The sequence below is a fragment of the Streptomyces sp. NPDC006365 genome (assembly GCF_042870755.1).
Taxonomy (GTDB): Bacteria; Actinomycetota; Actinomycetes; order Streptomycetales; family Streptomycetaceae; genus Streptomyces; species Streptomyces xiangluensis.
The window spans coordinates 179,358-203,963 of sequence record NZ_JBIAHS010000016.1; the positions used below are offsets into that span (position 1 = coordinate 179,358).

Below are 24,606 nucleotides of genomic sequence, written 5' to 3' on the forward strand. Positions count from 1 at the left end.
CGTGCACGCGAGATTTCCACAATTTCCCACAGCTTGTGGACAACAAAACGGGCCCGGAACCGATCGCGTTAACATGACGAGAAATCGTCCGGTACCCCGAGCGGACTGGAACGGAAGGCCGCCGTCGAGTGAGTACAGTCCCCCAACCAGACCCCAAGAACCGCCCTGCGCGGCTCACCGTCGGCGTCGTCGGTGCCGGCCGCGTGGGGCCCGCTCTTGCCGCGTCGTTGCAGCTCGCCGGGCATCGACCGGTGGCCGTCTCCGGGGTATCCGACGCCTCCGTACGGCGTGCTGCGCAGCTGCTGCCCGACGTACCGCTGGTGACGCCCGCGCAGGTCATGGAGCGGGCCGAGCTCGTGCTCCTGACGGTCCCGGACGACGCCCTGCCGGGGCTGGTGGAGGGGCTCGCCGAGACGGGGGCCGTACGGCCGGGGCAACTTCTCGTGCACACCTCCGGGCGGTACGGCGCGAAGGTCCTGGAACCCGCGCTGCGGGCCGGTGCGCTGCCGCTGGCGCTGCATCCCGCGATGACGTTCACCGGCACTCCTGTGGACGTGCAGCGGCTCGCCGGGTGCTCCTTCGGGGTCACCGCGCCCGAGGAGTTGCGGCTGGCCGCCGAGGCGCTGGTCATCGAGATGGGCGGCGAGCCCGAGTGGATCGCCGAGGAGGCCCGGCCGCTGTACCACGCGGCCCTCGCGCTCGGCGCCAACCACCTGGTGACGCTGGTCGCCGAGTCCATGGAGCTGCTGCGCACGGCGGGCGTGGAGGCCCCCGACCGGATGCTGGGCCCGCTGCTCGGTGCCGCCCTGGACAACGCCCTCAGGTCGGGCGACGCGGCCCTCACCGGACCCGTGGCGCGCGGTGACGCGGGCACGGTCGCCGCGCACGTCACGGAGTTGCGTAAGCACGCCCCGGAGACAGTTCCCGGCTATCTGGCGATGGCCCGCGCGACCGCCGACCGGGCCCTCGCCCACGGACTGCTCAAGCCGGAGCTCGCAGAGGACCTTCTCGGGGTACTGGCAGACGGGGTACTGGCAGACGGGACCGACGGCACTGAGGGAGACGCCCGATGACCACCGCCCTGCTGCGCACCGCCGATGAGCTCCACGCGCGCGTGCGCAACGGCCGTCGTGCCGTCGTGATGACGATGGGCGCCCTGCACGAGGGCCACGCCACCCTGATCCGCACCGCCCGCGGGATCGCGGGCGGCGACGGCGAGGTCGTCGTCACGGTCTTCGTGAACCCCCTCCAGTTCGGCGCGGGCGAGGACCTCGACCGCTATCCGCGCACCCTGGACGCCGACGTGAAGATCGCTGAACAGGCGGGCGCGGACGTCGTGTTGGCCCCTTCCGTGGACGAGGTCTACCCGGGCGGCGAACCCCAGGTCCGCATCAGCGCGGGGCCCATGGGTGAGCGTCTGGAGGGCGCCTCAAGGCCCGGGCACTTCGACGGCATGCTCACCGTCGTCGCCAAGCTGCTGCACCTCACCCGGCCCGATGTGGCGCTGTACGGACAGAAAGACGCCCAGCAGCTCGCCCTGATCCGCCGCATGGTGCGCGATCTGAACTTCGGGGTGGAGATCGTCGGCGTACCGACGGTGCGCGAGGAGGACGGACTGGCCCTGTCCAGCCGCAACCGCTACCTCTCGGCCGCCGAGCGCCGCACCGCGCTCGCCCTCTCCCAGGCACTGTTCGCGGGCAGCGACCGGCACGCCGCACAGGAGGCCCTGCGCGCGCGTGCCCGCGAAGTGCCCACCACGCGCGCGCGTGCCGAGGCCCTCAGCGCGCTCGGCGAGTCCCGCGCCGCGGCCGACGCGCACGCCGTCGCCAAAGCGGTGCCGGGCGGCCCCGCCGCGGTCCGCGCCGCCGCCCGCCTCGTCCTCGACGACGCCGCCCGTATGCAACCCCCGCTCGCCCTGGACTACCTCGCGTTGGTCGATCCGTCCGACTTCACCGAGATCCCGGACGACTACACCGGCGAGGCGGTCCTCGCCGTCGCCGCCCGGGTCGGGACGACCCGGCTGATCGACAACATTCCGCTGACCTTCGGAGCCGCCTCGTGACCAGCACAGGCATACGCCCGCCCGTCGCCCACCACCACCACCCTCAAACGAGAGCGCTCCGCGCTCACCCTCGTTTGAACGCGCCCGCCCCCGGCTGGTTCATCGCCGCCGACGTCGTGGTCGTCGGCTCCGGAGTCGCCGGACTCACCGCGGCCCTGCGCTGCGACGCCGCGGGGCTGCGGACCGTCGTCGTCACCAAGGCCATGCTCGACGACGGCTCCACGCGCTGGGCGCAGGGCGGCATCGCGGCGGCCCTCGGCGAGGGCGACACCCCCGAGCAGCACCTCGACGACACGCTGGTGGCGGGCGCGGGCCTGTGCGACGAGCAGGCCGTACGCCTCCTCGTCACCGAGGGCCCCGACGCCGTACGCCGCCTCATCGCGACCGGCGCCCACTTCGACGAGTCCGAACAGGGCGACCTGGAGCTCACCCGCGAGGGCGGCCACCACCGCCGCCGTATCGCGCACGCGGGCGGCGACGCGACGGGCGCCGAGATCTCCCGGGCCCTCGTCGAGGCGGTACGCGCGCGTGGACTGCGTACGATCGAGAACGCCCTGGTCCTGGACGTGCTGACGGACGCCGACGGCCGCACCGCGGGCGTCACGCTGCACGTCATGGGAGAGGGCCAGCACGACGGCGTGGGAGCCGTTCACGCGCCCGCCGTGGTCCTCGCCACCGGCGGCATGGGCCAGGTCTTCTCGGCGACCACCAACCCGTCCGTGTCCACCGGGGACGGCGTCGCGCTCGCCCTGCGCGCCGGGGCCGAGGTCAGCGACCTGGAGTTCGTGCAGTTCCATCCGACCGTGCTGTTCCTCGGCCCGGACGCCGAGGGCCAGCAGCCGCTGGTCTCCGAGGCGGTTCGCGGCGAGGGCGCCCACCTCGTCGACGCGGACGGCGTGCGCTTCATGGCCGGTCAGCACGAACTGGCAGAGCTCGCGCCCCGCGACATCGTCGCCAAGGGCATCATGCGCCGCATGCAGGAGCAGGGCGCAGAGCACATGTACCTGGACGCCCGCCACTTCGGCCCCGACATGTGGGAGCACCGCTTCCCCACGATCCTCGCCGCCTGCCGCGCCCACGGCATCGACCCGGTCACCGAGCCCGTCCCGGTCGCCCCGGCCGCCCACTACGCCTCCGGAGGCGTCCGCACGGACTCCCAGGGCCGTACGACCGTCCCCGGCCTGTACGCGTGCGGGGAGGTCGCCTGTACCGGTGTGCACGGCGCCAACCGGCTCGCCTCCAACTCCCTCCTGGAGGGGCTCGTCTACGCCGAGCGCATCGCGGCCGACATCGCCACGCGCCACGAGGAGAACCGCCTCTACACGCGCGTGCCCGCGCCCGTCGCCTACCCGGAGCAGCCCGTCCACCCGCTCCTCGACTCCGAGGCGCGGTTCGCGATTCAGCGGGTCATGAGCGACGGCGCCGGTGTGCTGCGGTCCGCCGAGTCCCTGGAGCGGGCGGCCGACCGCCTCGAGCAACTGCACTCGGACGCCCGCGACGCGCTGGCCGAGAACGGCAAGACGGCCGAGCCCGGCGTCGACACCTGGGAGACCACCAACCTCCTGTGCGTGGCCCGCGTCCTGGTCGCCGCCGCCCGTCTGCGCGAGGAGACCCGCGGCTGCCACTGGCGCGAGGACCACGCCGACCGTGACGACACCGACTGGTCCCGCCACATCGTCGTACGGCTGAATCCGGACCGAACCCTCGCGGTACACACCACCGACACACCAGACTTCCCCCCGACCCTCCCCCAAGATCTCGACTCCGCTCGACTTGGGGGGACCCTCATGCCCCGCCCGGCACCCCGTCCCCAGGAGCAGTGAAAGCAGTGAGCAGCACCCCCGACCTTCCCCTCCTCTCCAGCGGTGGCTGCGGCGACGGCTGCGGCTGCGGTGCCGCAGGTGCCGAAGAGGACTACGACCTCGACCCCCTGGAGTGCGGCCTCGACCCGGCCCTCGCGGCACTCCTCGTCGACGCCGGGCTCGACCCCGTCGAGGTGGAGGACATCGCGCACCTGGCCATCGAGGAGGACCTCGACCACGGCGTGGACGTCACCACGGTCGCGACCATCCCCGAAGAGGAGGTCGCCACCGCCGACTTCACCGCCCGTGAGGCGGGTGTCGTGGCGGGCCTGAGGATCGCCGAGGCGGTCGTCTCGGTCGTCTGCACCGACGAGTTCGAGGTCGAGCGCCACGTCGACGACGGCGACCGTGTGGTGGCCGGCCAGAAGCTCCTGAGCATCACCAGCCGCACCCGCGACCTCCTGACGGCCGAACGCAGCGCCCTGAACCTCCTGTGCCGCCTCTCCGGAATCGCGACCGCCACGCGCGCGTGGGCGGACGTTCTCGAGGGCACGAAGGCCCGCGTGCGCGACACCCGCAAGACGACGCCCGGACTGCGCTCCCTGGAGAAGTTCGCGGTGCGCTGCGGCGGCGGCGTCAACCACCGCATGTCCCTCTCGGACGCGGCCCTGGTCAAGGACAATCACGTGGTCGCCGCGGGCGGCGTCGCCCAGGCCTTCAAGGCCGTACGGGAGACCTTCCCCGACGTACCGATCGAGGTCGAGGTCGACAACCTGGACCAGCTGCGAGAGGTCGTGGACGCGGGCGCCGACCTGATCCTCCTGGACAACTTCACGCCCGGCGAGTGCGAGGAGGCCGTCGCCCTCGTCGACGGCCGCGCGTTCCTGGAAGCCTCGGGCCGCCTCAGCCTGGACAACGCGGCGGCGTACGCCCGCACCGGCGTCGACTACCTCGCCGTGGGCGCCCTCACCCACTCCTCGCCGATCCTGGACATCGGCCTCGACCTGCGAGCGGCGGAGTAGGTACGGGTCATGCTGCTGACCATCGACGTGGGCAACACCCACACCGTCCTCGGCCTCTTCGACGGGGACGACATCGTCGAGCACTGGCGCATCTCGACGGACGCGCGCCGCACGGCCGACGAGCTGGCCGTTCTCCTCCAGGGCCTGATGGGCATGCACCCGCTGCTCGGCGACGAACTGGGCGACGGCATCGACGGCATCGCCATCTGCGCCACCGTCCCCTCAGTCCTGCATGAGCTGCGCGAGGTGACCCGCCGCTACTACGGCGACGTCCCCGCCATCCTCGTCGAGCCCGGCGTCAAGACCGGCGTGCCGATCCTGATGGACAACCCCAAGGAGGTCGGCGCGGACCGCATCATCAACGCGGTCGCCGCCGTCGAGCTCTACGGGGGGCCGGCGATCGTCGTCGACTTCGGTACGGCGACGACGTTCGACGCGGTGAGTGCGCGCGGGGAGTATGTGGGCGGGGTCATCGCCCCCGGTATCGAGATCTCGGTCGAGGCGCTCGGGGTGCGAGGCGCTCAGCTGCGCAAGATCGAAGTGGCTCGGCCGCGGAGTGTGATCGGCAAGAACACGGTCGAGGCGATGCAGTCGGGCATCATCTACGGTTTCGCCGGCCAGGTGGACGGCGTGGTGAACCGGGTGGCGCGCGAGCTGGCCGATGACCCGGACGATGTCACGGTCATCGCGACGGGTGGGCTTGCGCCGATGGTTCTGGGCGAGTCCTCGGTGATCGATGAGCATGAGCCGTGGCTTACGTTGATCGGCCTTCGGCTGGTTTACGAGCGAAACGTGTCCCGTACGTAGTGCCTCCGGCGGTTCAGCAGTTGGGTTCGTTGGCGAGTGCGGGGCGCGACCAGCCACAATGCACCGCACTCGCCAACGAACCGAACCCACCCACCCGGTAGGCGCCCCACCCATCCGCCGGAGGCAAGGCGTTGCGTTCCGTGAAGGTTGTCTGATTAGTGCGTATCGTCGCCTCATGCCTACGCCTTACGCCCCCGCGCGTGCCGCCGCCGAGGACCCCGAGAAGAAGCCGGCGAAAGAGCCCGCCTCTCAGCCGCCGCCGAAGCCGAAGGCCGAGCCCCAGCGCAGCCCCAAGCCCGCTCAGCCGCACCGGCCCATCCCCACCCCGGGCGAGGTCTTCCCGCCCCGGCGCAAGCCGCCCACGTCACCCGGCAAGCCCCCGCAGTAGCTCGCCCCCATGCCCTGGCTACTCTGAAAGGCATGGAATACGTCTCCGCGCTCGTACCCCCGGTAGTGATGGCTGTGTTCTTCACCGCTCTGATCGTGACGATCGTGAAGTCGCAGGGCGGCGCCAACAAGGCCAAGGAGGACGCGGTCGTCGATGCCGCCCTCGTGCGTGCCGAGAACACCCGTCAGGCCTCCGGCGAACGTGATCGCAACGCCGACGCCTGAACCCGTACGCCTCTTTTATTCTCAAACGTCCATCAAGGCCACGTCTGTAATGCTTTGACTGGAATGTCCCACTAGGGTCTGAGTTGTGCCTCGCCCCTTGGGAGAACTGGAAGACGCGGTCATGTCGCGGGTGTGGAAGTGGAACCGCCCGGTGACCGTTCGAGAAGTCCTGGAAGATCTTCAGCAGGAACGGTCCATCGCGTACACCACGGTGATGACCGTTTTGGACAATCTCCATCAGAAGGGCTGGGTGCGCCGCGAAGCGGAAGGCCGGGCCTATCGATATGAGGCGGTCTCCACTCGCGCCGCCTACGCGGCCGCCCTGATGAACGAGGCCTGGTCGCGGAGTGACAACCCGGCCGCCGCTCTCGTCGCCTTCTTCGGCATGATGTCCCCGGAACAGCGCGCGGCACTGCGTGACGCTCTCCGCATCGTGGAAGGCCCGGAAACGACGAGCGGCGAAACGACGACCAGCGAAAGTTCGGCCGGCGAAAGCTCCTCGGGCGAAACGGCGGCCGGCGAAACCTCCCCTCGCGAAAGCTCCACCCACCAGAACGCCCCGGGCGAGAACCCCGCCGCCATCGAGGGCGACACCGGGCGATAACGTCCGGTCATGCCAGCAGAGCAGTCCGAAGTCACCTCCCGTAAACCCCTCACTGTCCGCCGGGCCAGGACCAGCGATGTCCCCGCGGTACGCCGTCTCCTCGACGCGTACGTCCGTGGCGGCATCCTGCTCGACAAAGCGACGGTGACGCTTTACGAGGACATCCAGGAGTTCTGGGTCGCGGAACGGGATGCCGGGTCAAGTGCCGAGGTGGTCGGCTGCGGTGCACTGCACGTGATGTGGGAAGACCTCGCGGAAGTCCGTACTCTCGCGGTCGACCCCAGGCTCAAGGGCGCCGGCGTCGGGCATCAGTTGCTGGGGAAGTTGGTGGAGACTGCCCGCTGGCTCGGCGTTCGCCGGGTATTCTGCCTGACCTTCGAAGTCGACTTCTTCGCGAAGCACGGCTTCGTGGAGATCGGTGAGACACCCGTTGACCCCGAGGTCTACGCCGAGCTACTGCGTTCCTATGACGAGGGCGTGGCAGAGTTCCTCGGTCTCGAACGAGTGAAACCGAACACCTTGGGCAACAGCCGGATGCTTCTGCATCTGTGATCGTCGGCTTGGAATACGCCCGGCACCCCTTGCCCGGGGGCTCTATGTCCGAAACGCGTACGTTTTCGGTCTTCTCAGGTCGGGTCGGTCTCTCCCGGTCTCTCCCAGGGGTTTGTGTTTTTCCAGCAAAAGCGGTTTGCTTTCGGACGTACTGCAGTAGTGCATATAACAGGGGGCATGAAACAGCGGCAGCCGCCGCGGTCCTCGGCCCTGAAGTTATCGATGAAAGGAAATCCGGTGGCACAGAAGGTTCAGGTCCTTCTTGTCGACGACCTCGACGGCGGCGAGGCGGACGAGACCGTGACGTTCGCGCTGGACGGCAAGACTTACGAGATCGATCTCACCACCGCCAATGCGGACAAGCTCCGCGGCCTTCTCGAGCCGTACCTGAAGAGCGGTCGTCGTACCGGAGGCCGTGCTTCTGGGGGGCGTGGCAAGGCGCGCGCCGCTTCCGGCGGAAGTCAGGACACCGCGCAGATCCGCGCCTGGGCGAAGGAGAACGGTTACGAGGTCAATGACCGTGGCCGTGTTCCGGCGTCCATTCGCGAGGCCTACGAGAAGGCCAACGCCTGATAGCGGGCTTGCCGCAGGCGGATCCGGTGGCACTGCGTTGCCATCGTGTCCACGAGTCGTACGAGATCGGGGGCGCCCCCACCGCCCCCGCCGAGCGCCGACAGTGTCGGCAACGCAGGCTCCACCTCGCAGTCGGGCTCTGGGGGCCGCAGCCAGACGGCGGCCCCCTGCGAGCCGTCCACCGCGGTGCCCCGTGCGCCGCGCGGGGGCAGCGGCGCCTCGATGCGCCCGCCCGCGCCGATCGCCCTGAGATCCAGCGCGAGAGATCCCCACTCCAGCCAGTCGAGCAGCCCCGGCAGCTCGTCGGCGCTTCCCGCGGCCACCAGCAGTCGCATCCGGTCCGCCCGCACGGCCACCGGAGAACCCGGCCCAAGATGCCGCAGCGCCGCGTGACCCGCCTCCGCCGGCACCTCCAGGACGTCGAAGCGCAGGCCCGTCAGCAGCTCGACGGGAGGTCCGGGCACTGTCGCCCAGCCCAGTTCGTTCTCGTACCACCGGCGCACGTGGTCGCCGGTGTCCAGTGGGCTTCGTGGGAGAGGAACAGCGGCAAGTGGGTCGGGAGACGGGTGGGCCATGCCAGGAGCAACCGCCAAAACGGGCCACAAGTTACGTTGGGTGTTCCCATGTGCGCGCCGAGTATCGGAATCGAGGGCGTGTGGAAGCGCTCGGCGGCGCAAGGATGTTCGCCCATAGCGGAGGGAATGGGTGCGCGCGGCATGGACTGTCAGTGCTTACGGGTAAGACATCCCTAGTGGGAGGGGCGACACGCAAGGCTCAGGCATCTCACGTTCGCCATCGGCGTACAGCTGGTGAGGGTATCTGTCTGGCCTGCGGGAACATCGTCTCGCACCATCGGGTTGGAGCAGATGTCGGCGTTCGGCGATTGGGAGGCCAAGGACGGGTGTCGGCAGATGGAATGAGCGGTCCCCGCTTGCGGGACTAAGCTGCGGAAGGACAGGGAGGGGAGCGTCCCCTTACTGCCTGACCGCTCTGAGGAGCGATTAACGATGTTCGAGAGGTTCACCGACCGCGCGCGGCGGGTTGTCGTCCTGGCTCAGGAAGAAGCCCGGATGCTCAACCACAACTACATCGGCACCGAGCACATCCTCCTGGGCCTGATCCATGAGGGTGAGGGTGTCGCCGCTAAGGCCCTGGAGAGCCTCGGGATTTCGCTCGAGGCGGTCCGCCAGCAGGTGGAGGAGATCATCGGGCAGGGGCAGCAGGCTCCGTCCGGGCACATTCCCTTCACCCCCCGTGCCAAGAAGGTCCTGGAGCTGTCGCTCCGCGAGGCCCTTCAGCTGGGCCACAACTACATCGGCACGGAGCACATCCTGCTCGGCCTGATCCGTGAGGGCGAGGGCGTCGCAGCCCAGGTCCTGGTCAAGCTGGGCGCTGATCTCAACCGGGTGCGGCAGCAGGTCATCCAGCTGCTCTCCGGCTACCAGGGCAAGGAGACCGCCGCCGCAGGTGGGCCTGCCGAGGGCACCCCCTCGACGTCCCTGGTCCTCGACCAGTTCGGCCGGAACCTCACCCAGGCCGCTCGTGAGTCCAAGCTCGACCCGGTCATCGGGCGCGAGAAGGAGATCGAGCGGGTCATGCAGGTGCTGTCCCGTCGTACGAAGAACAACCCCGTGCTCATCGGCGAGCCCGGCGTCGGCAAGACCGCTGTCGTCGAGGGCCTGGCGCAGGCCATCGTCAAGGGCGAGGTGCCCGAGACCCTCAAGGACAAGCACCTCTACACCCTGGACCTGGGCGCGCTGGTCGCCGGCTCCCGTTACCGCGGTGACTTCGAGGAGCGCCTGAAGAAGGTGCTCAAGGAGATCCGCACCCGCGGCGACATCATCCTGTTCATCGACGAGCTGCACACGCTGGTCGGTGCGGGTGCCGCCGAGGGCGCCATCGACGCCGCTTCGATCCTGAAGCCGATGCTGGCCCGCGGTGAGCTCCAGACCATCGGTGCCACCACGCTCGACGAGTACCGCAAGCACCTGGAGAAGGACGCCGCGCTCGAGCGCCGCTTCCAGCCCATCCAGGTCGCGGAGCCGTCGCTGCCGCACACCATCGAGATCCTCAAGGGCCTGCGCGACCGGTACGAGGCGCACCACCGCGTCTCGATCACCGACGAGGCCCTCGTCCAGGCCGCGACGCTGGCCGACCGGTACATCTCGGACCGCTTCCTGCCGGACAAGGCGATCGACCTGATCGACGAGGCCGGCTCCCGGATGCGTATCCGCCGGATGACCGCGCCGCCGGACCTCCGCGAGTTCGACGAGAAGATCGCGGGCGTGCGCCGCGACAAGGAGTCCGCGATCGACTCGCAGGACTTCGAGAAGGCCGCCTCTCTCCGTGACAAGGAGAAGCAGCTCCTGGCCGCCAAGGCCAAGCGGGAGAAGGAGTGGAAGGCCGGCGACATGGACGTCGTGGCCGAGGTCGACGGCGAGCTGATCGCCGAGGTCCTCGCGACCGCCACCGGCATCCCGGTCTTCAAGCTGACCGAGGAGGAGTCGAGCCGCCTGCTGCGCATGGAGGACGAGCTCCACAAGCGGGTCATCGGCCAGAAGGACGCCGTCAAGGCGCTTTCGAAGGCGATCCGTCGTACGCGTGCCGGTCTGAAGGACCCGAAGCGTCCCGGTGGTTCGTTCATCTTCGCCGGTCCGTCCGGTGTCGGTAAGACCGAGCTGTCCAAGGCGCTCGCCGAGTTCCTCTTCGGTGACGAGGACGCGCTGATCTCCCTCGACATGTCGGAGTTCAGCGAGAAGCACACGGTCTCCCGTCTCTTCGGTTCGCCCCCCGGTTACGTGGGCTACGAAGAGGGCGGTCAGCTCACGGAGAAGGTCCGCCGCAAGCCGTTCTCGGTCGTCCTGTTCGACGAGGTCGAGAAGGCCCACCCGGACATCTTCAACTCGCTGCTGCAGATCCTGGAGGACGGTCGCCTGACCGACTCCCAGGGCCGGGTCGTGGACTTCAAGAACACGGTCATCATCATGACGACCAACCTCGGCACCCGGGACATCTCCAAGGGCTTCAACCTCGGCTTCGCGGCCCAGGGCGACACGAAGTCCAACTACGAGCGGATGAAGAACAAGGTCTCGGACGAGCTGAAGCAGCACTTCCGTCCCGAGTTCCTCAACCGTGTCGACGACGTCGTCGTCTTCCCGCAGCTGACCCAGGCCGACATCCTCGCGATCGTCGACCTGATGATCGGCAAGGTCGACGAGCGCCTCAAGGACCGGGACATGGGCATCGAGCTCTCCCAGTCCGCGAAGGAGCTGCTGGCCAAGAAGGGTTACGACCCCGTGCTCGGCGCGCGTCCGCTGCGTCGCACGATCCAGCGTGAGGTCGAGGACAGCCTGTCGGAGAAGATCCTCTTCGGCGAGCTGCGTCCCGGCCACATCGTGGTCGTCGACACGGAGGGAGAGGGCGAGACCAAGACCTTCACCTTCCGCGGTGAGGAGAAGTCGGCGCTGCCGGACGTCCCGCCGATCGAGCAGGCCGCTGGTGGGGCTGGTCCCAACCTGAGCAAGGAGGCCTGACCCTTCGGGGGTTGAGCCGAAAGCCGCGAAAGGGGGCCGGTGCTGAAAAGCACCGGCCCCCTTTCGCGTGCCCGATGGGGGTGGCTCCCCATGTGGTTCCCAGTGGGCGTGCCTTACGACAGCTGGCCGTCGTAGTCCGGCAGCTTGTACGTCTTCTCCGCGTGGCCGCCGGAGAGGTCGGTGGGGGTGTTGCCTATGTTCGCGATGATCGTGTAGCCCTTGGCCTCGATCTCCACGCGCTTGGCGGTCTTGTACTCGGCCTTGTCCCTGAAGAGATCGCCGAAGTTGCGGACATAGAGCCCGGAGACCTTGTAGCCGACGTGCTTGAGGTTGTAGTCGGTCACGGAGCCGATGATGTCCGGACGTGCGGTCACGAAGAACAGGGCGACGCCATGGTCCTGGGCGTACTTGGCGACTTCGAGAACGGGTGCGTTGGCCGGGGACGGGTAGCTGAAGCCGAAGTCGGTCTCCAGCGTGGTGTTGTCGATGTCGAAGACGATCGCCTGCTTCTCGCCCGGCTTGGTGTTCGCGATCCGCTGCTTCAGATAGGGCAGCACCTGGTCCATCACCGCCTGGCAGTCCTTCTGCCAGGTGTCGTAGCCGACGTCCGCCGCGGCGGCGGTGGTGGCTGCGGCCGGTGCCGCGGCGGGGGCCGCTGCCGGGCTCGCGGCGGCGGCCGGTGAGACCAGAGCCGCCGTGACGGCCGTGGCGGCGGCGGTCACGCCGATGAGGCGTTTCCAGCTTCTTCCTGTCATGGGGGGTTCCTCTCGCGTCTGAGTCGCGTCGGAGCACTGAGGGACAACTGCGGGACGACCGAGGTGCAGGGGTCGCGCTGCATCGTCACGGCCGTGTGAGGCCACAGGGAGGCGAAGGCATTACCGGCTGGTAACTGTAAGGTGCCCAAGTGGAGTTGGGCTAGATGACGGAGTGCGTCTTCGCGACCTTGTGCATGCCCGGGAAGAGTTGCAGGGTGTGCTCCGGCACTTCGGTTGCCTGCGGCGCGAGGAAGAATTCGACCGAATGCAACCCTGGAAACAGAGCCGGCAGCGCCGAGAGATCTTCGTTTCCGGTGAATTGGTTGAGCCGCAGCCGCCTGACCCCAGGAAGGGCGGGTCCTTCGGTCCAGGGCACCGCGGTCAGGTTGAGCCGCAATTCCTCCAGTTCGGGGAGCATCGCGACCTCTTCGTAGCCCTCGGGGGTGAGTGGCGCGGAGAGGTTTCCCAGGCTCAGCACCTTCACAGAACGGATACGGTGCAAGCCGCGCAGTCCGGTGAACCGAAGGGCGCTCCTGGTGAATCGCAGATACTCCAGCGGCAGGTCCGGGAGTGCGGCATCGACGGACTCGCTATGGAGCGGCACGCCGATGTCGAGCTTGCGCAGGGTGGCCGAGGCCGAAAGCGGTGCCAGCACATCCGGCTTTTCCAAACCTGGCATGAGGGCCAGCGACAACCATGGCAAAGGTATTTCGGCCAAGGGCGCGAGGCTCTCCACCTCCGGACTGTCACGTATGTCCAGATGAATGAGCCTGCGCAGCGCTGAGAGGCAGCCCAGACTGCCCAGCTTGTGGTTCTCCCGCATGACGAGCATGCGCGTCTCGTCATGTGCGAGCCAGGTGCTCAGCTCGGCCTCCTCTATGTCCCCGACGAGCTGGAGGCGGGGACGGCCCCCGAGAGCGTGCAGGACGCGGAGATGGGCGGCCGAGGCGGCAGTGAAGTAGAGGTCGTCGGCGGGGAGATGGGCGATGACGTCGGCGGCGTACCGCTCGGTGTCGAACCGGTCCCAGGCCCAGGTGAGTTGAGCGCGCACCGGCAGCGACGAGTGATTGCGGAAACGTGCCAGGACAGGGATGGCCGCGTCCCTGTCGATCAGGGACGCCGTGACCACCACGGCTCTCGCCTCCGCGTCGGACAGGCCCTCCGGGCCGGGCAGAAGCTCCAGGGCGAGCGGGCCTGAGTAGGCCAGCTCCCGGGCCTCCCGTGTCGTGCGCGGCGGGATGAGCGTGGCCGCCTGCTCCTCGACGTCTGCCCGGACAGCCGGGTCGAGTTCCGTAGCCTGTTCGAGGCAGGCCACGGCGAGGAGGCGGATGCGGGTGCGCGCGGTGCGGTCGACGTGTTGGATGGAGGAGAGCAAGTCGCTCAGAAACGCGGCCCGTTCGCGAGGCCGCGCATGGGCCACCGCCATGCGGATCACGTCCGACCACTGGGAATCGGGCGCGTTGCGGACCAGGAGCCCGAAGTCGCCGTCCTCCACCGCCGCCTTCGCGCCGAGGTAGTCCTGGAAGGTGCGGTGGACGAACTCGACGGTACCGAGGGCGGGTTCGCGCAGGAGTCCGCTGCGTATGAGGAGATAGCGGTAGATCGCGGAGGCGTCCCCCTGGCTTGCCACAGCGGGCAGGGACGGCAGGGCGTCGGCGATGATGCGTTCGGCGCGTTCGCGGTCCATCTCCAGCCGGTTGTTGCGGATCAGCCAGTAGGCCAGGCGCTGGAGGAGCTGGATCTGGGGGAGTTCGGTGAGCCGGATGCCGTCCTGAGGCGACTCGGGGAGCATGTCGCGCTCCTGGTCGCGGCGCGCGAGGAGCATGGAGAGGGCGGCGTCGTACAACTCCTGCCGCCCGTGCGGGAGATAGCCGCGCCGGTCGCGGTGCAGGGCGCAGATCAGGCCGCACATCAGGGGGTTGGTGGCGAGTTGGCCCAGGTCCTGCTTGGTGCGTACGGCCTCCAGGAGGGAGGTCTCGTATGCGGTGAGGCGTTCCGGGTCCGGGGCATCGATGCGGGCCGCCGTGTGCCAGCGCTCGATGAACGCGGCCACGTCGGTGGGGCTCATCGGCGAGAGCGCCAGTTCGGTGAAGCCGTCCGCGGCGAGCCAGTCCTCGCGTACGGCCGAGGGGCGCGAGGTGACCAGCCACTGGTTGCCCGGGTAGGCGTCGATCAGGTCGCGCAGCCAGCGGCGGGTGCGCTCGCGGTCTGACTCCGGGATCTCGTCGATTCCGTCGACGAGCAGCAGTCCGTGACCCGCTGTCAGCACCCGGTCCGGCCAGCCGTCCGGGGCCACGCCGTGGAACGGGACGCGGGTGGCGGCCAGGAAGTCGGCGGGCGCGGGCAGTCCGTCGGCGCGACGGACGAGCGTACGCAGAGGCAGTACGAAGGGGACGCGGTCGCCGCGCTCACCCCGCGCCGCCGTCACGGCGAGCCACTGCACCAGGGTCGTCTTGCCCGAGCCCGCAACCCCGCGCAACAGGACCAAGTCGTGGTCGGCGAAGGCCTCTTCGGCGGGGAGCGGGCTGCCGGTCGAGGCGATGTAGCCGCCGCCTTCCGGCTCCTGGTCGTCGGTGGGGCGCAGGGCCTGGAGCGTGAAGTAGGCGGCGTCGAGGGGCCAGCGGTTAGGGGAGTTGGCCAGGTCAAGGCCGTAGATGGTGAGTTGGCTGTGCCTGGTCGCGACGTACGCGAGGTAGCGCCGTTCGAAGGTCTCGTCCGCGCTGCCGGGGAGCGGTGTTCGGGCGATCAACTCGTCCATCTTCGCGAGGAGTTCGGCCTGGCGACGGGTCTGCTCGACGAGCGTGCGGGGTACGAAGGCCGACCGCTGCGTGAAGAAGTGCAGGATGTGCAGGCAGGCCGTGTCGAGGAGCCGCTCGTAGAAGAGCGCCGAGTCGAAGGCGAGGTCACGGTCGGGGTTCCCGGCGGCCTGGCGCAGGTGGAGGGCGAGGCCCGAGTGGCCGAGCTCCACTGCTTGTACGTCGGTCATGGTGAGGTCGCCGAGGGCATGGAGGGTGCCGGACAGGGCGTGGACCACGGCCTGTTCCTCGTCGGCGGGGAGGGGGCGTTCGCCACTCTTCAGGGCCCGCTTGACCAGCTCGGCGGCGAGTTTGGTGACGTCCTTCTCGGTCAGGGACCGTTTCTCGCCGGTGAAGGAGACGTATGCCGAGATGCGTACGGACTTGTCGACCAGGGCCGCTCCCGGCCCCTCCGTGACGAAAAGCCTTCTGACGAGCGGGCTGATCACGCTCGACGCCAACCGGACACCTATGGACGCTGGTTCCATGTCTCTCCCCCGAGGGCATGGCGAGTGGGCGATCAGCGTAGCTGGTAAACGCATTGGCATCGGAGGCACGGTCGCGGGAGGATCCGCGGTGTCCGACCTGCCTTCAGAGGGAGCCGCAGTGAGCGCCGACGAACCCGAAGTCCGTACGACAGCAGGGGTGTTGCGAGGGGAAGGGGAGCCGGGGCTTGCGGTGTTCCGCGGGATTCCCTTCGCTCAGCCGCCCATTGGTGCACTGCGGTTCGGGGCGCCACGGGCCGTACGGGGCTGGGACGGCGTACGGAAGGCTGTGGCGTACGGGCCGCCGCCTCCGCAGGCGTCGGCGTTCGGGATGGACGCGCTGTCCCAGGACACCGGTGACGACTGGCTGACGCTCAACGTGTGGACGCCCGACCCCGGTTCGGGCGCCGGGCTGCCGGTGATGGTGTGGCTGTACGGGGGTGCGTACACCATCGGGATGGCCAGTCTGCCCGAGTACGACGGCGGGCGCCTGGCGCGCGAGGGTGTGGTCGTGGTGACGCTCAACTACCGGGTGGGGATTGAGGGGTTCGGGCTCATTGAGGGGGCGCCGGCCAACCGGGGGCTGCTCGACCAGATCGCCGCGCTGGAGTGGGTGCGCGAGAACATCCGGTCGTTCGGCGGTGATCCGGACCGGGTGACGGTGTTCGGCGAGTCGGCGGGGGCCGGATCGGTCGCCGCGCTTCTGGCGATGCCGCGCGCGGCCGGGCTCTTTCGGCGGGCTGTGGCGCAGAGTGTGCCCGGTACGTTCTTCTCGGCCGAGCTCGCGGCCGATTTCGCCGGTGCTTTCGCCGATGAGCTGGGGCTACGGCCGACCGTGGCCGATTTCGGCTCGGTGGCGCCGAATCGGCTGCCCGCGGCGGGGGATGCGGTGGGTGCTTCCATGCGCCGGTCCCTGAAGCGGTGGGGCCCGGTCGCGCATACGTCGGTTCCGCTCGCGCCGGTCGTCGACGGAGATGTTCTGCCGGCCGATCCGTGGCAGGCGCTGGCCGCCGGGGCCGGGCGGGAGGTCGAGCTCGTCGTCGGGCACACGCGTGACGAGTACCGCCTCTTCATGGCGCTCGGCGGGATGATCGGTGAGGTGACGAAGGAACAGGCGGCGGTGGCGCTGGAGGTGTTCGCTCCCGGCAGGGAGGATGCGTATCGCGCCGCGTTCCCGGACGCCGGCCCCGAGGAACTGTACGAACTCGTCAACTCCGACTGGCTGTTCCGTATGCCGTCGCTACAGCTGGCCGAGGCGCAGGTCGGGGCGGGCGGACGTGCGCACTTCTACGAGCTGACGTGGGCCGCGCCGGGCATGGGCGGAGGGCTCGGCGCCTGCCATGGGCTGGATGTGCCGCTGGTGTTCGGCAACCTGGGCGGGGGTCTGCCCGCGATGCTGCTGGGCGAGACACCACCTCCGGAGGCGGAGGACCTGTCCGCGCGCTTCCGCTCCGCGTGGACGGGCTTCGCGTCGGGCGACGGGCCCGGCTGGCCCGCGTACGACCTGGAACAGCGGCTCGTCCAGCTCTTCGATACGAGTCCGGCTGTGGCGGCGTATCCGGAGGAGGGGTCGCGAGGAGTTTGGCGGGGGCATGTGTTCGGGGCGTTGCCGCTCGGGGGCTAGTCCGGGAGCAACTCGTGCTGTCGGCACCACTCTTCGATGCGGTGGCCGCCGCCTTCCACGGCCGCTCGCCAGTGTCCGTCGGCAGTGATCGCCTCCTGGAGCGAGGCGTGGATGGCGAAGACACGGTCGAGTCCGGTGATCCGGAAGATGCGGTGGATGCGGTCGCTGTCGATCACGAGCCTGAGCGAGCCCTCGCGGGTGCGCAGCCGCTTGAGGCTGCCGACGAGGGCGCCCAGGCCGGTCGAGTCCAGGAAATCCACGTTCCGCATGTCCGTGATGACGTGGACGACGTCCTTGTCGAGGAGGTCGATGATGCCTTCGCGCAGCGTGGGAGCCGTATAGACGTCGATCTCGCCGGAGACCTGGAGGACGGCGCAGCTGCCGCCGGCGGTGATGGAGTTCAGGTGTAAGTCGCGCACGTCGGTCTCCCGTGTCGGCGTTGGGTCGTCTTGAGTCGGCACTGTGCCGTCATTGTGCTGTCATTCCATGGAATGACAGCGAGTTGCCTAGAGCTACAGTAGAGCGGTCGATGAGGCTTGTCAATGGTGGGCTTTCGCTGTCATCATGGAGAGTGACGTAGCGGATTGTGGGGGATGACGCGAGGAGCACGGGTGCGGGTCGAAGAGGCCATCGGAAAGCAGATCGCGCGCTTCAGGGAGGCACGACGGCTGTCGCTGACGGAACTTGGCGAGGCGATGGGCCAGTACCTCGACCGCCCCTGGAGCCGCCAGGCCGTCCACCAGGCCGAACGGGGCCGCCGCGCCTTCACGGCAGCCGAGCTGACCGCCATCGCCCTGGCCCTGGACACCTCGGTCCCCGCGCTGTTCCTCGCGGAAGCGGACCAGATCGAACTGCCGGGCCGGACCATCTCGCCCGAGGAGTACCGCGGGATCCTCCTGTACGCGGGCAAGGACGCGCCCCTGGACGGTGTCGACGAGCTGATCGTGGCCCTGCACGACATCGGGGAGGTCCTGTCGAGGCCCACGCTGGCCCGGCTTGCGAAGATCGGGGCGGTGGCGGAGCAGGTGGCGGGGCTGACGGCGGTGGGCGATGCGGCGGCGTCCGAACGATCTGGTGAAGCAAGGCCGTGATGTTGCCCCGCGGCAATTGCCCAACAGGCTGTTGGGCAAGCGGCTCCGGCCAGTTGCGGGCCATCCTGTGCAGCAGCAGGGCCTCGGTGTTCTTGTGCATGGGGCGAGGCTTGCGCACGGTGATCGTTACGCGGGGGCGAACCGTTTCATGTCACCCGAACGTGTGAGGTTCGGGCCAGTGTTCGTATGAGGGCGGCCAAGGTGGTGGGGGTGGTGGTGAGGACGGTGTCGGGGGTGTCGCTTTCGCGTAGGTGGACGGTGCCGGTGGGGGTGGCGGCGACGTAGAGGCAGTTGGCCTGGTCGCCGCTGAAGGATGACTTCTGCCAGTCGAGGGCGGACATGCTGGTGCTCCCTAGAGGGTGTACAGGATGTGTTGTACGAGGCTGAGTGAGTCCTTGACCGCGTGCCTGACCGGGATCACCGTGGCGTCGATGGGTGGGAGGGCCGCGGTGCTGAGACGGTCGAACTGGCGGCGGTACTTCGTGACTTCGTCGGCGCCGTGCAGAAACATCGACTGTGCGGGGTGCTCCATGAGTACGGTCTCCAGCTCGCCGCCGTGCGACGCGATGTGGCAGAACGGCGTGGTCAGCGCCGAGACCGCGACTGCGGTGAAGGGTACGAACTGGATGGTCACGTGCGGGAGTTCGGCCAGTTCGACGAGCCTCAGCAATTGCTCGCGCATGACCTCTGTGCCGCCGAAGCGCATGTGGAGCGCGGCTTCGTGGATCACGGCGTGAAGGTGAGCCGGCTGGTCGGCGGTGAGGATGCGTTGACGTTCCTGGCGGAAGTGCACCGCCTCTTCGATCTCGGCTGTGGTGCGCACGGCATCGCTCGCCTCGAAGATGGAGCGGGTGTACGCCGACACCTGGAACAACCCGGGTAGGAACAGCGACTCGTAAGAGCGGAGCTCGGTCGAGGCTTCCTCCAGCTCGGCCAAGTCGAGGGCTGAGGCAGGAAGTTGGTCCCGGTAGGAACTCCACCAGCCCTTGCCGCTGGCTTCGGCCAGGCTCACAAGACTCTCGACGCGGGTTGAACTAGTGACCCCGTAGGTCGTGCAGAGGGTACGCATACGGTCGGATGCGAGGGGAGTCCGGCCACTCTCGACGTGGGTGAGGTGCACGCGACCCATCCCAATGACGGCTCCGGCCTCGTTCAGGGTCATCCCGGCCTGCTCGCGCAACTTCTTGAGTTCGGCGCCCAGTCGTAGTTGCCGGGCGGTGGGACGGGTACGCAAAGCCAACGCGGTCTCTCCTCGATGAGGTGGGGATCAGTTTGCCGGGGGTGGGGGCGCATGGTCCAGCAAGGTGGAAGTTCAGGTTGAACAAGTAACCCCACATTCGCTACGTTGAGTGCGGCGACGCTCACGCAGTGATGTCGGAAGCCTCGCCGTCGACGTATGCGTACACGCACGCCGTGTCGCGGAAGTGCACCGCTGATCCGCGGCCCCGTTCCGGGCGGGGTTGCGCCCATGGGGCGGCAGAGCCACCGCGACCGGCGTCGGTCGACGAGGCAGTTCAACATCCAGATTCCTGCGTTCAGCGTCAGGCCGCCTTGGAGGCGTCAGCCATGGAACTTCCGCTCACCTACACCCTGGTCACTCCTGCCGTCGTGACCTCGCCCAAGGTCTGCCGGGACTTCGTGCGCTACACGCTGGAGACCCTGGGGCTGGGCGGCCTTGCCGATACCGCTGCCCTCTGCACCTCCGAGCTGGTGACCAATGTGCACCGGCACGCTGAGGGCGACGTACACCTCAGAGCGGCCGTCGAGGCGACTCACGTCCGGGTTGCTGTGTACGACGGAAGTACACGGCTGCCTTCGCCCCGTCGGGCGTCTGTTGGAGATGACGGCGGGCGGGGGCTGTTCCTCGTCACCGCGCTGTCGGACGGGTGCGGGGTGACGCCCACCGAGCAGGGCAAGGGTGTGTGGTTCCAGCTGAATGTTCCGCCGCAGGACGCGGGCAGCCGTAGGCGCCGATGAGAACTCGCTCGGTGCGCAGTCTTTCCTCGCGTACGCCGGTCAACGACGGGAGGAGACAAGGATGAGTGATCGGAGGAGAAGAGTGGGTCGGTGGCGGCAGCGCACGGCCCGCGTGGGACTGGTGGGTGCGGCCCTGGCGGGATTAGTGGCCGGTCTGGTGGTCGGAGTACCGGGCGCGGGCGCGTCGGCGGAGGCGTCCGCCGCTGTCGGTGGGCGGAAGACGTACACGGGTGAGATCGACGGGGCGGCGTACCGCGTGGAGATGCCCACCCGCTGGAACGGGACGCTGGTGCTCCACAGCCACGGGTACTTCCTGGCCGAGGCGGTGCCCGAGGGTGTCCCGGTGGCGAACCGGGGCGAGACCGAGCAGTGGCTGGTGGAGCACGGCTACGCGGTGGCGGCGTCGGACGGTGGCCGAGCACCACGCCGGCCCGGCTGAACGCCTCGGTGAGCGCGATGGGTCCGGCGTACCAGAGGGTGCTCGACTTCGGCACCGGTGCGGACCTGCCGTTGGAGCCGACGTACACCAGGTTCACGTCACCGAAGATGCTCCGCCCGTCGCGGTGACCTCTGGCTGGTTACGGACGGCTGCGGCAACGGGTGGGGTGACGGTCTTCGGGTACGGCACCGCACCTGGTCGGGACCCGTGACCGCGTAGTGCGCGTCACATCCCGAGGCGTCTGGATCTTGTCGGCCGGTGACATGACGCACAGGCGATTTGTCCGGTACTAGGGCGAGTAGTGGTGACGTGTTGCGGGGCAAAACGGACCTTTGGGTCAGTGGGTCGAGGGGTGCTTGGAGGGCGGCCCGGTTCGGCTTGGGGGAGTGGGTCCAGGGCGTAAGCGAACGGCTGTGAAGTGGGGTTAAACCAGACTTTCACTAGGAAACACGGAGGATCCAATACGGGACGGCTTTCGTGTCAAGAAGGGGGAAGTTTCAGAGTCAAGTACGACTTCGAGTCGTAGATGGGCTCTTTGTGGGACACCGGCACCACGGGTTACCAAGGGACCTCGCCCGGCGCATCGACAGCGCGTCGGGTGTGTTCGTGCCCGTCCCCCCCGGAGGTAGTCCCCATGTCGCTGCGCATCACCAAGTCCCACGTTCTCGGTACGTCCCCGCTCCGTGCCCGGGCGGCTGTCATGGCCGCCGGGCTGGGGGTGTCGGTCGCGCTGGGGGCCGGGGTCGCGGTTGCCGCCGGTAATGAGGCGAGCACCGGGGCGGTGCAGGGTGCTGCTGCCTCCTCCGTGCGGGAGCAGGCCGCCGCGCAGTCCAGGGCCGCGTCGAAGGCCGAGGTCGCCGCCCAGGCCAAGGCTGCCGAGAGCGCGAAGAAGGCGGCGGCTCAGAAGGCAGCCGCGGTCAAGAAGGCGCCGAAGCCTTCCTGGGTCGACCCGGTCAAGAAGTACAAGCTCTCCGCCAGCTTCGCCCAGGCCGGCAACATGTGGAACTCCACCCACTCCGGCCAGGACTTCGCCGTCGCCTCCGGCAGCAAGGTCTACGCCACCCACGGCGGCACCGTCGTCAAGGCGGGCGGCAACGGCGCCGGTGACGGCCCCGCGTACGGCAACGCCGTCGTCATCCAGCACGGCAACGGGACCTACTCGCAGTACGCCCACCTGTCGCGCGTCCAGGTGAAGGTCGGCCAGATCGTCGGAACGGGTCAGCAGATCGCGCTCTCCGGCAACACCGGCAACTCCAGCGGTCCGCACCTGCACTTCGAGATCCGTACGTCCGCCGACTACGGCTCCGCGATAGACCCCGTACGCTTCCTGCGCGCCAAGGGCGTCACCCTTTAAGGGCCGTAAGCAGCAACGGACCGTCAGGACTCTTCACGGGTGTTGGCACGGGTGATCAGCTCCATGGCGACCTCGAGGACGGCCTTGCGCTTCTCCTCGGGGTCGCCTTCGATGTCCCTGAGGGCGAACATTCCGGCGTGCATGGAGAACAGGGCCGTGACGCAGCGGACCTGGTCGGTCATCGTGGCGTCCGGCTCCCTGAGCAGGTCCACCATGCGGAGCATGCGGTCCTTGAAGTCCTCGCCGGAGCGCAGCTCACGCACGGTTCCCTGGTTCTCCTGCATGAAGCGGAACAGGGGGGCCGCGTCGGTGAGTGCCTCGCTGTAGCGGCTGAGGATCTCGCGCTTCGTCTCCAGGGTGCGCGGCTGCTGTTTGCCCCACTCGATCAGCTCGTCCATCGGCTTCGTCAGATCCTGGAAGAGGCTGATGAGGATGTCTTCCTTGGTCCTGAAGTGGTAGTAGAGCGCCGCCTTCGTGACGTTCAGCCGCTCCGCGATCTCGCGCAGGGACGTCTTCTCGTAGCCCTGCTCGGCGAAGAGTTCGAGGGCCACATCCTGGATGCGCTGGCGGGTGTGTCCGCGTTGCTGCCTGCTGGCGCCCATCGTGGCTGCTCCTCGGCTTCGTGGTCGGGCTGCGTAGTCGCTTCCTACGGGAGCGAAGAAGCGGGTGAAGAAAAACTTACTTGACGCCCGGCTAGTTACGGACCTACGTTTCCGAGTGTAGTCAACTTGCCGGGCGGCAAGTAAGTGGCGGGGCGGCATCAGGGGAGTGGGGACAATGGCGGACGCCGAGGCAGTGGTGGACAGCGGGGGAAGGCAACCCCGGAGCGTACGCGTCGTCCTGCTCGCGCTGATGATCGCGATGCTGCTCGCGATGCTCGACAACATGATCATCGGGACCGCCATGCCGACGATCGTCGGCGAACTGGGCGGACTCGAGCATCTGTCGTGGGTCGTCACCGCGTACACGCTCGCGACCGCCGCCTCCACCCCGATCTGGGGCAAGCTCGGCGACATGTACGGGCGCAAGGGCGTCTTCATGACCTCGATCGTGCTCTTCCTGATCGGGTCGGCTTTGAGTGGTATGGCCCAGGACATGGGGCAGTTGATCGGGTTCCGGGCCGTTCAGGGGCTCGGTGCCGGTGGGCTGATGGTCGGCGTCATGGCGATCATCGGCGATCTGATACCGCCCCGGGAGCGCGGCAAGTACCAGGGCATGATGGCCGGTGTCATGGCGCTCGCCATGATCGGCGGGCCGCTCGTCGGGGGCACCATCACCGACCACTGGGGCTGGCGCTGGTCCTTCTACATCAACCTGCCGCTCGGCGCCGTGGCGCTCCTCGCCATCAGTGCCGTACTGCATCTGCCCAAGAAGCGGGCGCAGGCGCGGATCGACTACCTGGGGGCCGGGCTGCTGGCCGTGGGCATCACGGCGATCGTGCTCGTCACCACGTGGGGTGGCACCGAGTACGCCTGGGACTCCGCCGTGATCATGGAGCTGATCGCGATCGGGGTCGCGGCGCTGGTGGGCTTCGTGTTCGTGCAGACCAGGGCCGCCGAGCCGGTGATGCCGCTGCACATCTTCCGCAGCCGTAACTTCTCGCTGATGTCGGTGATCGGCTTCGTCACCGGGTTCGTGATGTTCGGGGCCACGCTGTTCCTGCCGCTGTATCAGCAGTCCGTGCAGGGGGCGTCCGCGACCAATTCCGGATTGCTGTTGCTGCCGATGCTCGGGGCGATGCTCGTCGTGTCGATGGTCGCGGGGCGGGTCACCACGAACACCGGGCGGTACAAGGTGTTTCCGGTCGTGGGCAGTGTGCTGATGGTCGTCGGACTGTTCCTGCTCGCGCAGATGGACACGGATACGTCGCGGGTCACCTCCGGTGTGTATATGGCGGTCCTTGGTGCGGGCATGGGGTGTCTGATGCAGATCACCATGCTGGTCTCGCAGAACAGCGTCGAGATGAAGGACATGGGCGTCGCGTCCTCCTCCACCACCCTGTTCCGTACGCTCGGGGCGTCCTTCGGGGTCGCGATCATGGGGGCGCTGTTCAACAGCCGGGTCCAGGATGTGATGGCCGAGCGGGCCGGGGCTCTCGGGTCCGCGGTCACCGAGCGGTCGGCGCAGTTGGATGCGGCGAGTATGGCGAGGCTGCCGGAGGCGGCTCAGGAGGCGTACAAGCACGCGGTGTCCTCTGGCACGCATTCGGCGTTCCTGCTGGGGGCGGTCGTGGCCGTTGTCTCTCTCGTGGCGGCGGTGTTTGTGAAGGAGGTGCCGCTGAAGGGGGCGGCGCAGCAGGCGGGGGAGGACGTTGGGGACGTTCCGTCCAAGGGGGCGGTTGCGGAGCGGGTCTGAGCGTGGGCCTTCGGCGGGTTTGTCTCGCCCTCGCCGCCCCCTACCCGTCCCATCCCGCGGGCCAGGCCCCGGAGCGCCGCTGAGGGCTGTGCCCCCAGGCCCCCCTTCAGGGCTTCGCCCCGGACCCGTTTCGGGGGCTGGTCCCCCCGCGGGGTCCAGGGGCG

General features: G+C 68.6%; 23 protein-coding genes and 1 pseudogene. 17 read left to right on the top strand and 7 right to left on the bottom strand.

Annotated features, from left to right (window positions below):
- Positions 1-128: 128 nt before the first annotated feature.
- From ACFYO0_RS34090 to ACFYO0_RS34135, 10 genes are all read left to right on the top strand, one after another.
- A complete protein-coding gene (locus ACFYO0_RS34090) occupies positions 129-1,073 on the top strand; it encodes a Rossmann-like and DUF2520 domain-containing protein (RefSeq protein WP_388683893.1) in 945 nt (314 codons plus the stop codon).
- Positions 1,070-2,062 (top strand): pantoate--beta-alanine ligase, encoded by a 993-nt coding sequence (gene panC, locus ACFYO0_RS34095; RefSeq protein WP_388683895.1) that lies wholly within the window; start codon positions 1,070-1,072, stop codon positions 2,060-2,062. The genes ACFYO0_RS34090 and panC overlap by 4 nt, the downstream gene beginning before the upstream one ends.
- Before the next feature lie 11 nt (positions 2,063-2,073).
- A complete protein-coding gene (locus tag ACFYO0_RS34100; RefSeq protein ID WP_388683988.1) occupies positions 2,074-3,885 on the top strand; it encodes an L-aspartate oxidase in 1,812 nt (603 codons plus the stop codon).
- A gap of 5 nt (positions 3,886-3,890) precedes the next feature.
- Positions 3,891-4,886: a carboxylating nicotinate-nucleotide diphosphorylase gene (gene nadC / locus ACFYO0_RS34105; protein WP_388683897.1), complete on the top strand. Its 996-nt coding sequence runs from the start codon at positions 3,891-3,893 to the stop codon at positions 4,884-4,886.
- Positions 4,887-4,895: 9 nt separating this feature from the next.
- The gene (locus ACFYO0_RS34110; protein WP_033321657.1) at positions 4,896-5,693 is read left to right on the top strand and encodes a type III pantothenate kinase; all 798 of its coding nucleotides are present in this window, start codon (positions 4,896-4,898) and stop codon (positions 5,691-5,693) included.
- Positions 5,694-5,868: 175 nt separating this feature from the next.
- Positions 5,869-6,081, top strand: coding sequence for a hypothetical protein (locus tag ACFYO0_RS34115; protein WP_388683900.1), 213 nt, complete (start codon positions 5,869-5,871; stop codon positions 6,079-6,081).
- 32 nt (positions 6,082-6,113) lie between these two features.
- Positions 6,114-6,305 carry a hypothetical protein gene (locus tag ACFYO0_RS34120; protein ID WP_388683902.1) on the top strand — a complete coding sequence of 64 codons (192 nt, stop codon included), beginning with the start codon at positions 6,114-6,116 and terminating at the stop codon, positions 6,303-6,305.
- A gap of 121 nt (positions 6,306-6,426) precedes the next feature.
- Complete coding sequence (locus ACFYO0_RS34125) at positions 6,427-6,909, top strand: BlaI/MecI/CopY family transcriptional regulator (RefSeq protein WP_388683903.1); 483 nt, start codon at positions 6,427-6,429, stop codon at positions 6,907-6,909.
- A gap of 9 nt (positions 6,910-6,918) precedes the next feature.
- Entirely contained in the window at positions 6,919-7,461 is a 543-nt protein-coding gene (locus tag ACFYO0_RS34130; protein WP_386347559.1) for an amino-acid N-acetyltransferase, read from the top strand.
- A 237-nt stretch (positions 7,462-7,698) separates the two neighbouring features.
- A complete protein-coding gene (locus ACFYO0_RS34135) occupies positions 7,699-8,034 on the top strand; it encodes an Lsr2 family protein (protein WP_388683991.1) in 336 nt (111 codons plus the stop codon).
- Here ACFYO0_RS34135 and ACFYO0_RS34140 read toward each other — a convergent pair.
- Complete coding sequence (locus ACFYO0_RS34140; protein WP_388683905.1) at positions 8,013-8,609, bottom strand: SCO3374 family protein; 597 nt, start codon at positions 8,607-8,609, stop codon at positions 8,013-8,015. The two genes, ACFYO0_RS34135 and ACFYO0_RS34140, sit on opposite strands and share 22 nt — an antisense overlap.
- A gap of 432 nt (positions 8,610-9,041) precedes the next feature.
- Here ACFYO0_RS34140 and ACFYO0_RS34145 point away from each other — a divergent pair, with 432 nt between their 5' ends.
- Positions 9,042-11,567: an ATP-dependent Clp protease ATP-binding subunit gene (locus ACFYO0_RS34145; protein ID WP_388683908.1), complete on the top strand. Its 2,526-nt coding sequence runs from the start codon at positions 9,042-9,044 to the stop codon at positions 11,565-11,567.
- A 113-nt stretch (positions 11,568-11,680) separates the two neighbouring features.
- On the opposite strand, the gene ACFYO0_RS34150 is transcribed toward ACFYO0_RS34145, so the two are convergent.
- Together ACFYO0_RS34150 and ACFYO0_RS34155 are read right to left on the bottom strand one after the other, a co-directional pair.
- Complete coding sequence (locus ACFYO0_RS34150; protein ID WP_388683909.1) at positions 11,681-12,322, bottom strand: HAD family acid phosphatase; 642 nt, start codon at positions 12,320-12,322, stop codon at positions 11,681-11,683.
- 160 nt (positions 12,323-12,482) lie between these two features.
- Positions 12,483-15,605: an NACHT domain-containing protein gene (locus ACFYO0_RS34155; RefSeq protein WP_388683911.1), complete on the bottom strand. Its 3,123-nt coding sequence runs from the start codon at positions 15,603-15,605 to the stop codon at positions 12,483-12,485.
- Positions 15,606-15,723: 118 nt separating this feature from the next.
- Here ACFYO0_RS34155 and ACFYO0_RS34160 point away from each other — a divergent pair, with 118 nt between their 5' ends.
- Entirely contained in the window at positions 15,724-17,226 is a 1,503-nt protein-coding gene (locus ACFYO0_RS34160) for a carboxylesterase/lipase family protein (protein WP_388683913.1), read from the top strand.
- 80 nt (positions 17,227-17,306) lie between these two features.
- Here the strand turns inward: ACFYO0_RS34160 and ACFYO0_RS34165 are convergent.
- A pseudogene (locus tag ACFYO0_RS34165) lies at positions 17,307-17,645 on the bottom strand (STAS domain-containing protein); the annotation flags it as partial.
- 192 nt (positions 17,646-17,837) lie between these two features.
- Here ACFYO0_RS34165 and ACFYO0_RS34170 point away from each other — a divergent pair.
- Positions 17,838-18,317, top strand: a complete 480-nt coding sequence (locus tag ACFYO0_RS34170; protein ID WP_388683916.1) for a helix-turn-helix domain-containing protein — start codon at positions 17,838-17,840, stop codon at positions 18,315-18,317.
- Between the two features lie 146 nt (positions 18,318-18,463).
- Here ACFYO0_RS34170 and ACFYO0_RS34175 read toward each other — a convergent pair whose 3' ends face one another.
- Entirely contained in the window at positions 18,464-18,658 is a 195-nt protein-coding gene (locus tag ACFYO0_RS34175) for a DUF397 domain-containing protein (protein ID WP_388683919.1), read from the bottom strand.
- Between the two features lie 11 nt (positions 18,659-18,669).
- Positions 18,670-19,557, bottom strand: a complete 888-nt coding sequence (locus ACFYO0_RS34180) for a helix-turn-helix domain-containing protein (protein ID WP_388683921.1) — start codon at positions 19,555-19,557, stop codon at positions 18,670-18,672.
- 326 nt (positions 19,558-19,883) lie between these two features.
- Between ACFYO0_RS34180 and ACFYO0_RS34185 the strand changes: the two genes are divergently transcribed.
- The 3 genes from ACFYO0_RS34185 to ACFYO0_RS34195 all read left to right on the top strand — a co-directional run bounded on the left by ACFYO0_RS34185 (position 19,884) and on the right by ACFYO0_RS34195 (position 22,087).
- Entirely contained in the window at positions 19,884-20,294 is a 411-nt protein-coding gene (locus ACFYO0_RS34185) for an ATP-binding protein (protein ID WP_388683924.1), read from the top strand.
- A gap of 61 nt (positions 20,295-20,355) precedes the next feature.
- Positions 20,356-20,733, top strand: coding sequence for a hypothetical protein (locus ACFYO0_RS34190; RefSeq protein ID WP_388683925.1), 378 nt, complete (start codon positions 20,356-20,358; stop codon positions 20,731-20,733).
- A 634-nt stretch (positions 20,734-21,367) separates the two neighbouring features.
- Entirely contained in the window at positions 21,368-22,087 is a 720-nt protein-coding gene (locus tag ACFYO0_RS34195; RefSeq protein WP_388683928.1) for a M23 family metallopeptidase, read from the top strand.
- A gap of 23 nt (positions 22,088-22,110) precedes the next feature.
- Here the strand turns inward: ACFYO0_RS34195 and ACFYO0_RS34200 are convergent, their stop codons facing one another.
- Positions 22,111-22,689 carry a TetR/AcrR family transcriptional regulator gene (locus tag ACFYO0_RS34200; RefSeq protein WP_388683930.1) on the bottom strand — a complete coding sequence of 193 codons (579 nt, stop codon included), beginning with the start codon at positions 22,687-22,689 and terminating at the stop codon, positions 22,111-22,113.
- Positions 22,690-22,864: 175 nt separating this feature from the next.
- Between ACFYO0_RS34200 and ACFYO0_RS34205 the strand changes: the two genes are divergently transcribed.
- Complete coding sequence (locus tag ACFYO0_RS34205; RefSeq protein ID WP_388683932.1) at positions 22,865-24,442, top strand: MDR family MFS transporter; 1,578 nt, start codon at positions 22,865-22,867, stop codon at positions 24,440-24,442.
- Positions 24,443-24,606 lie beyond the last annotated feature (164 nt).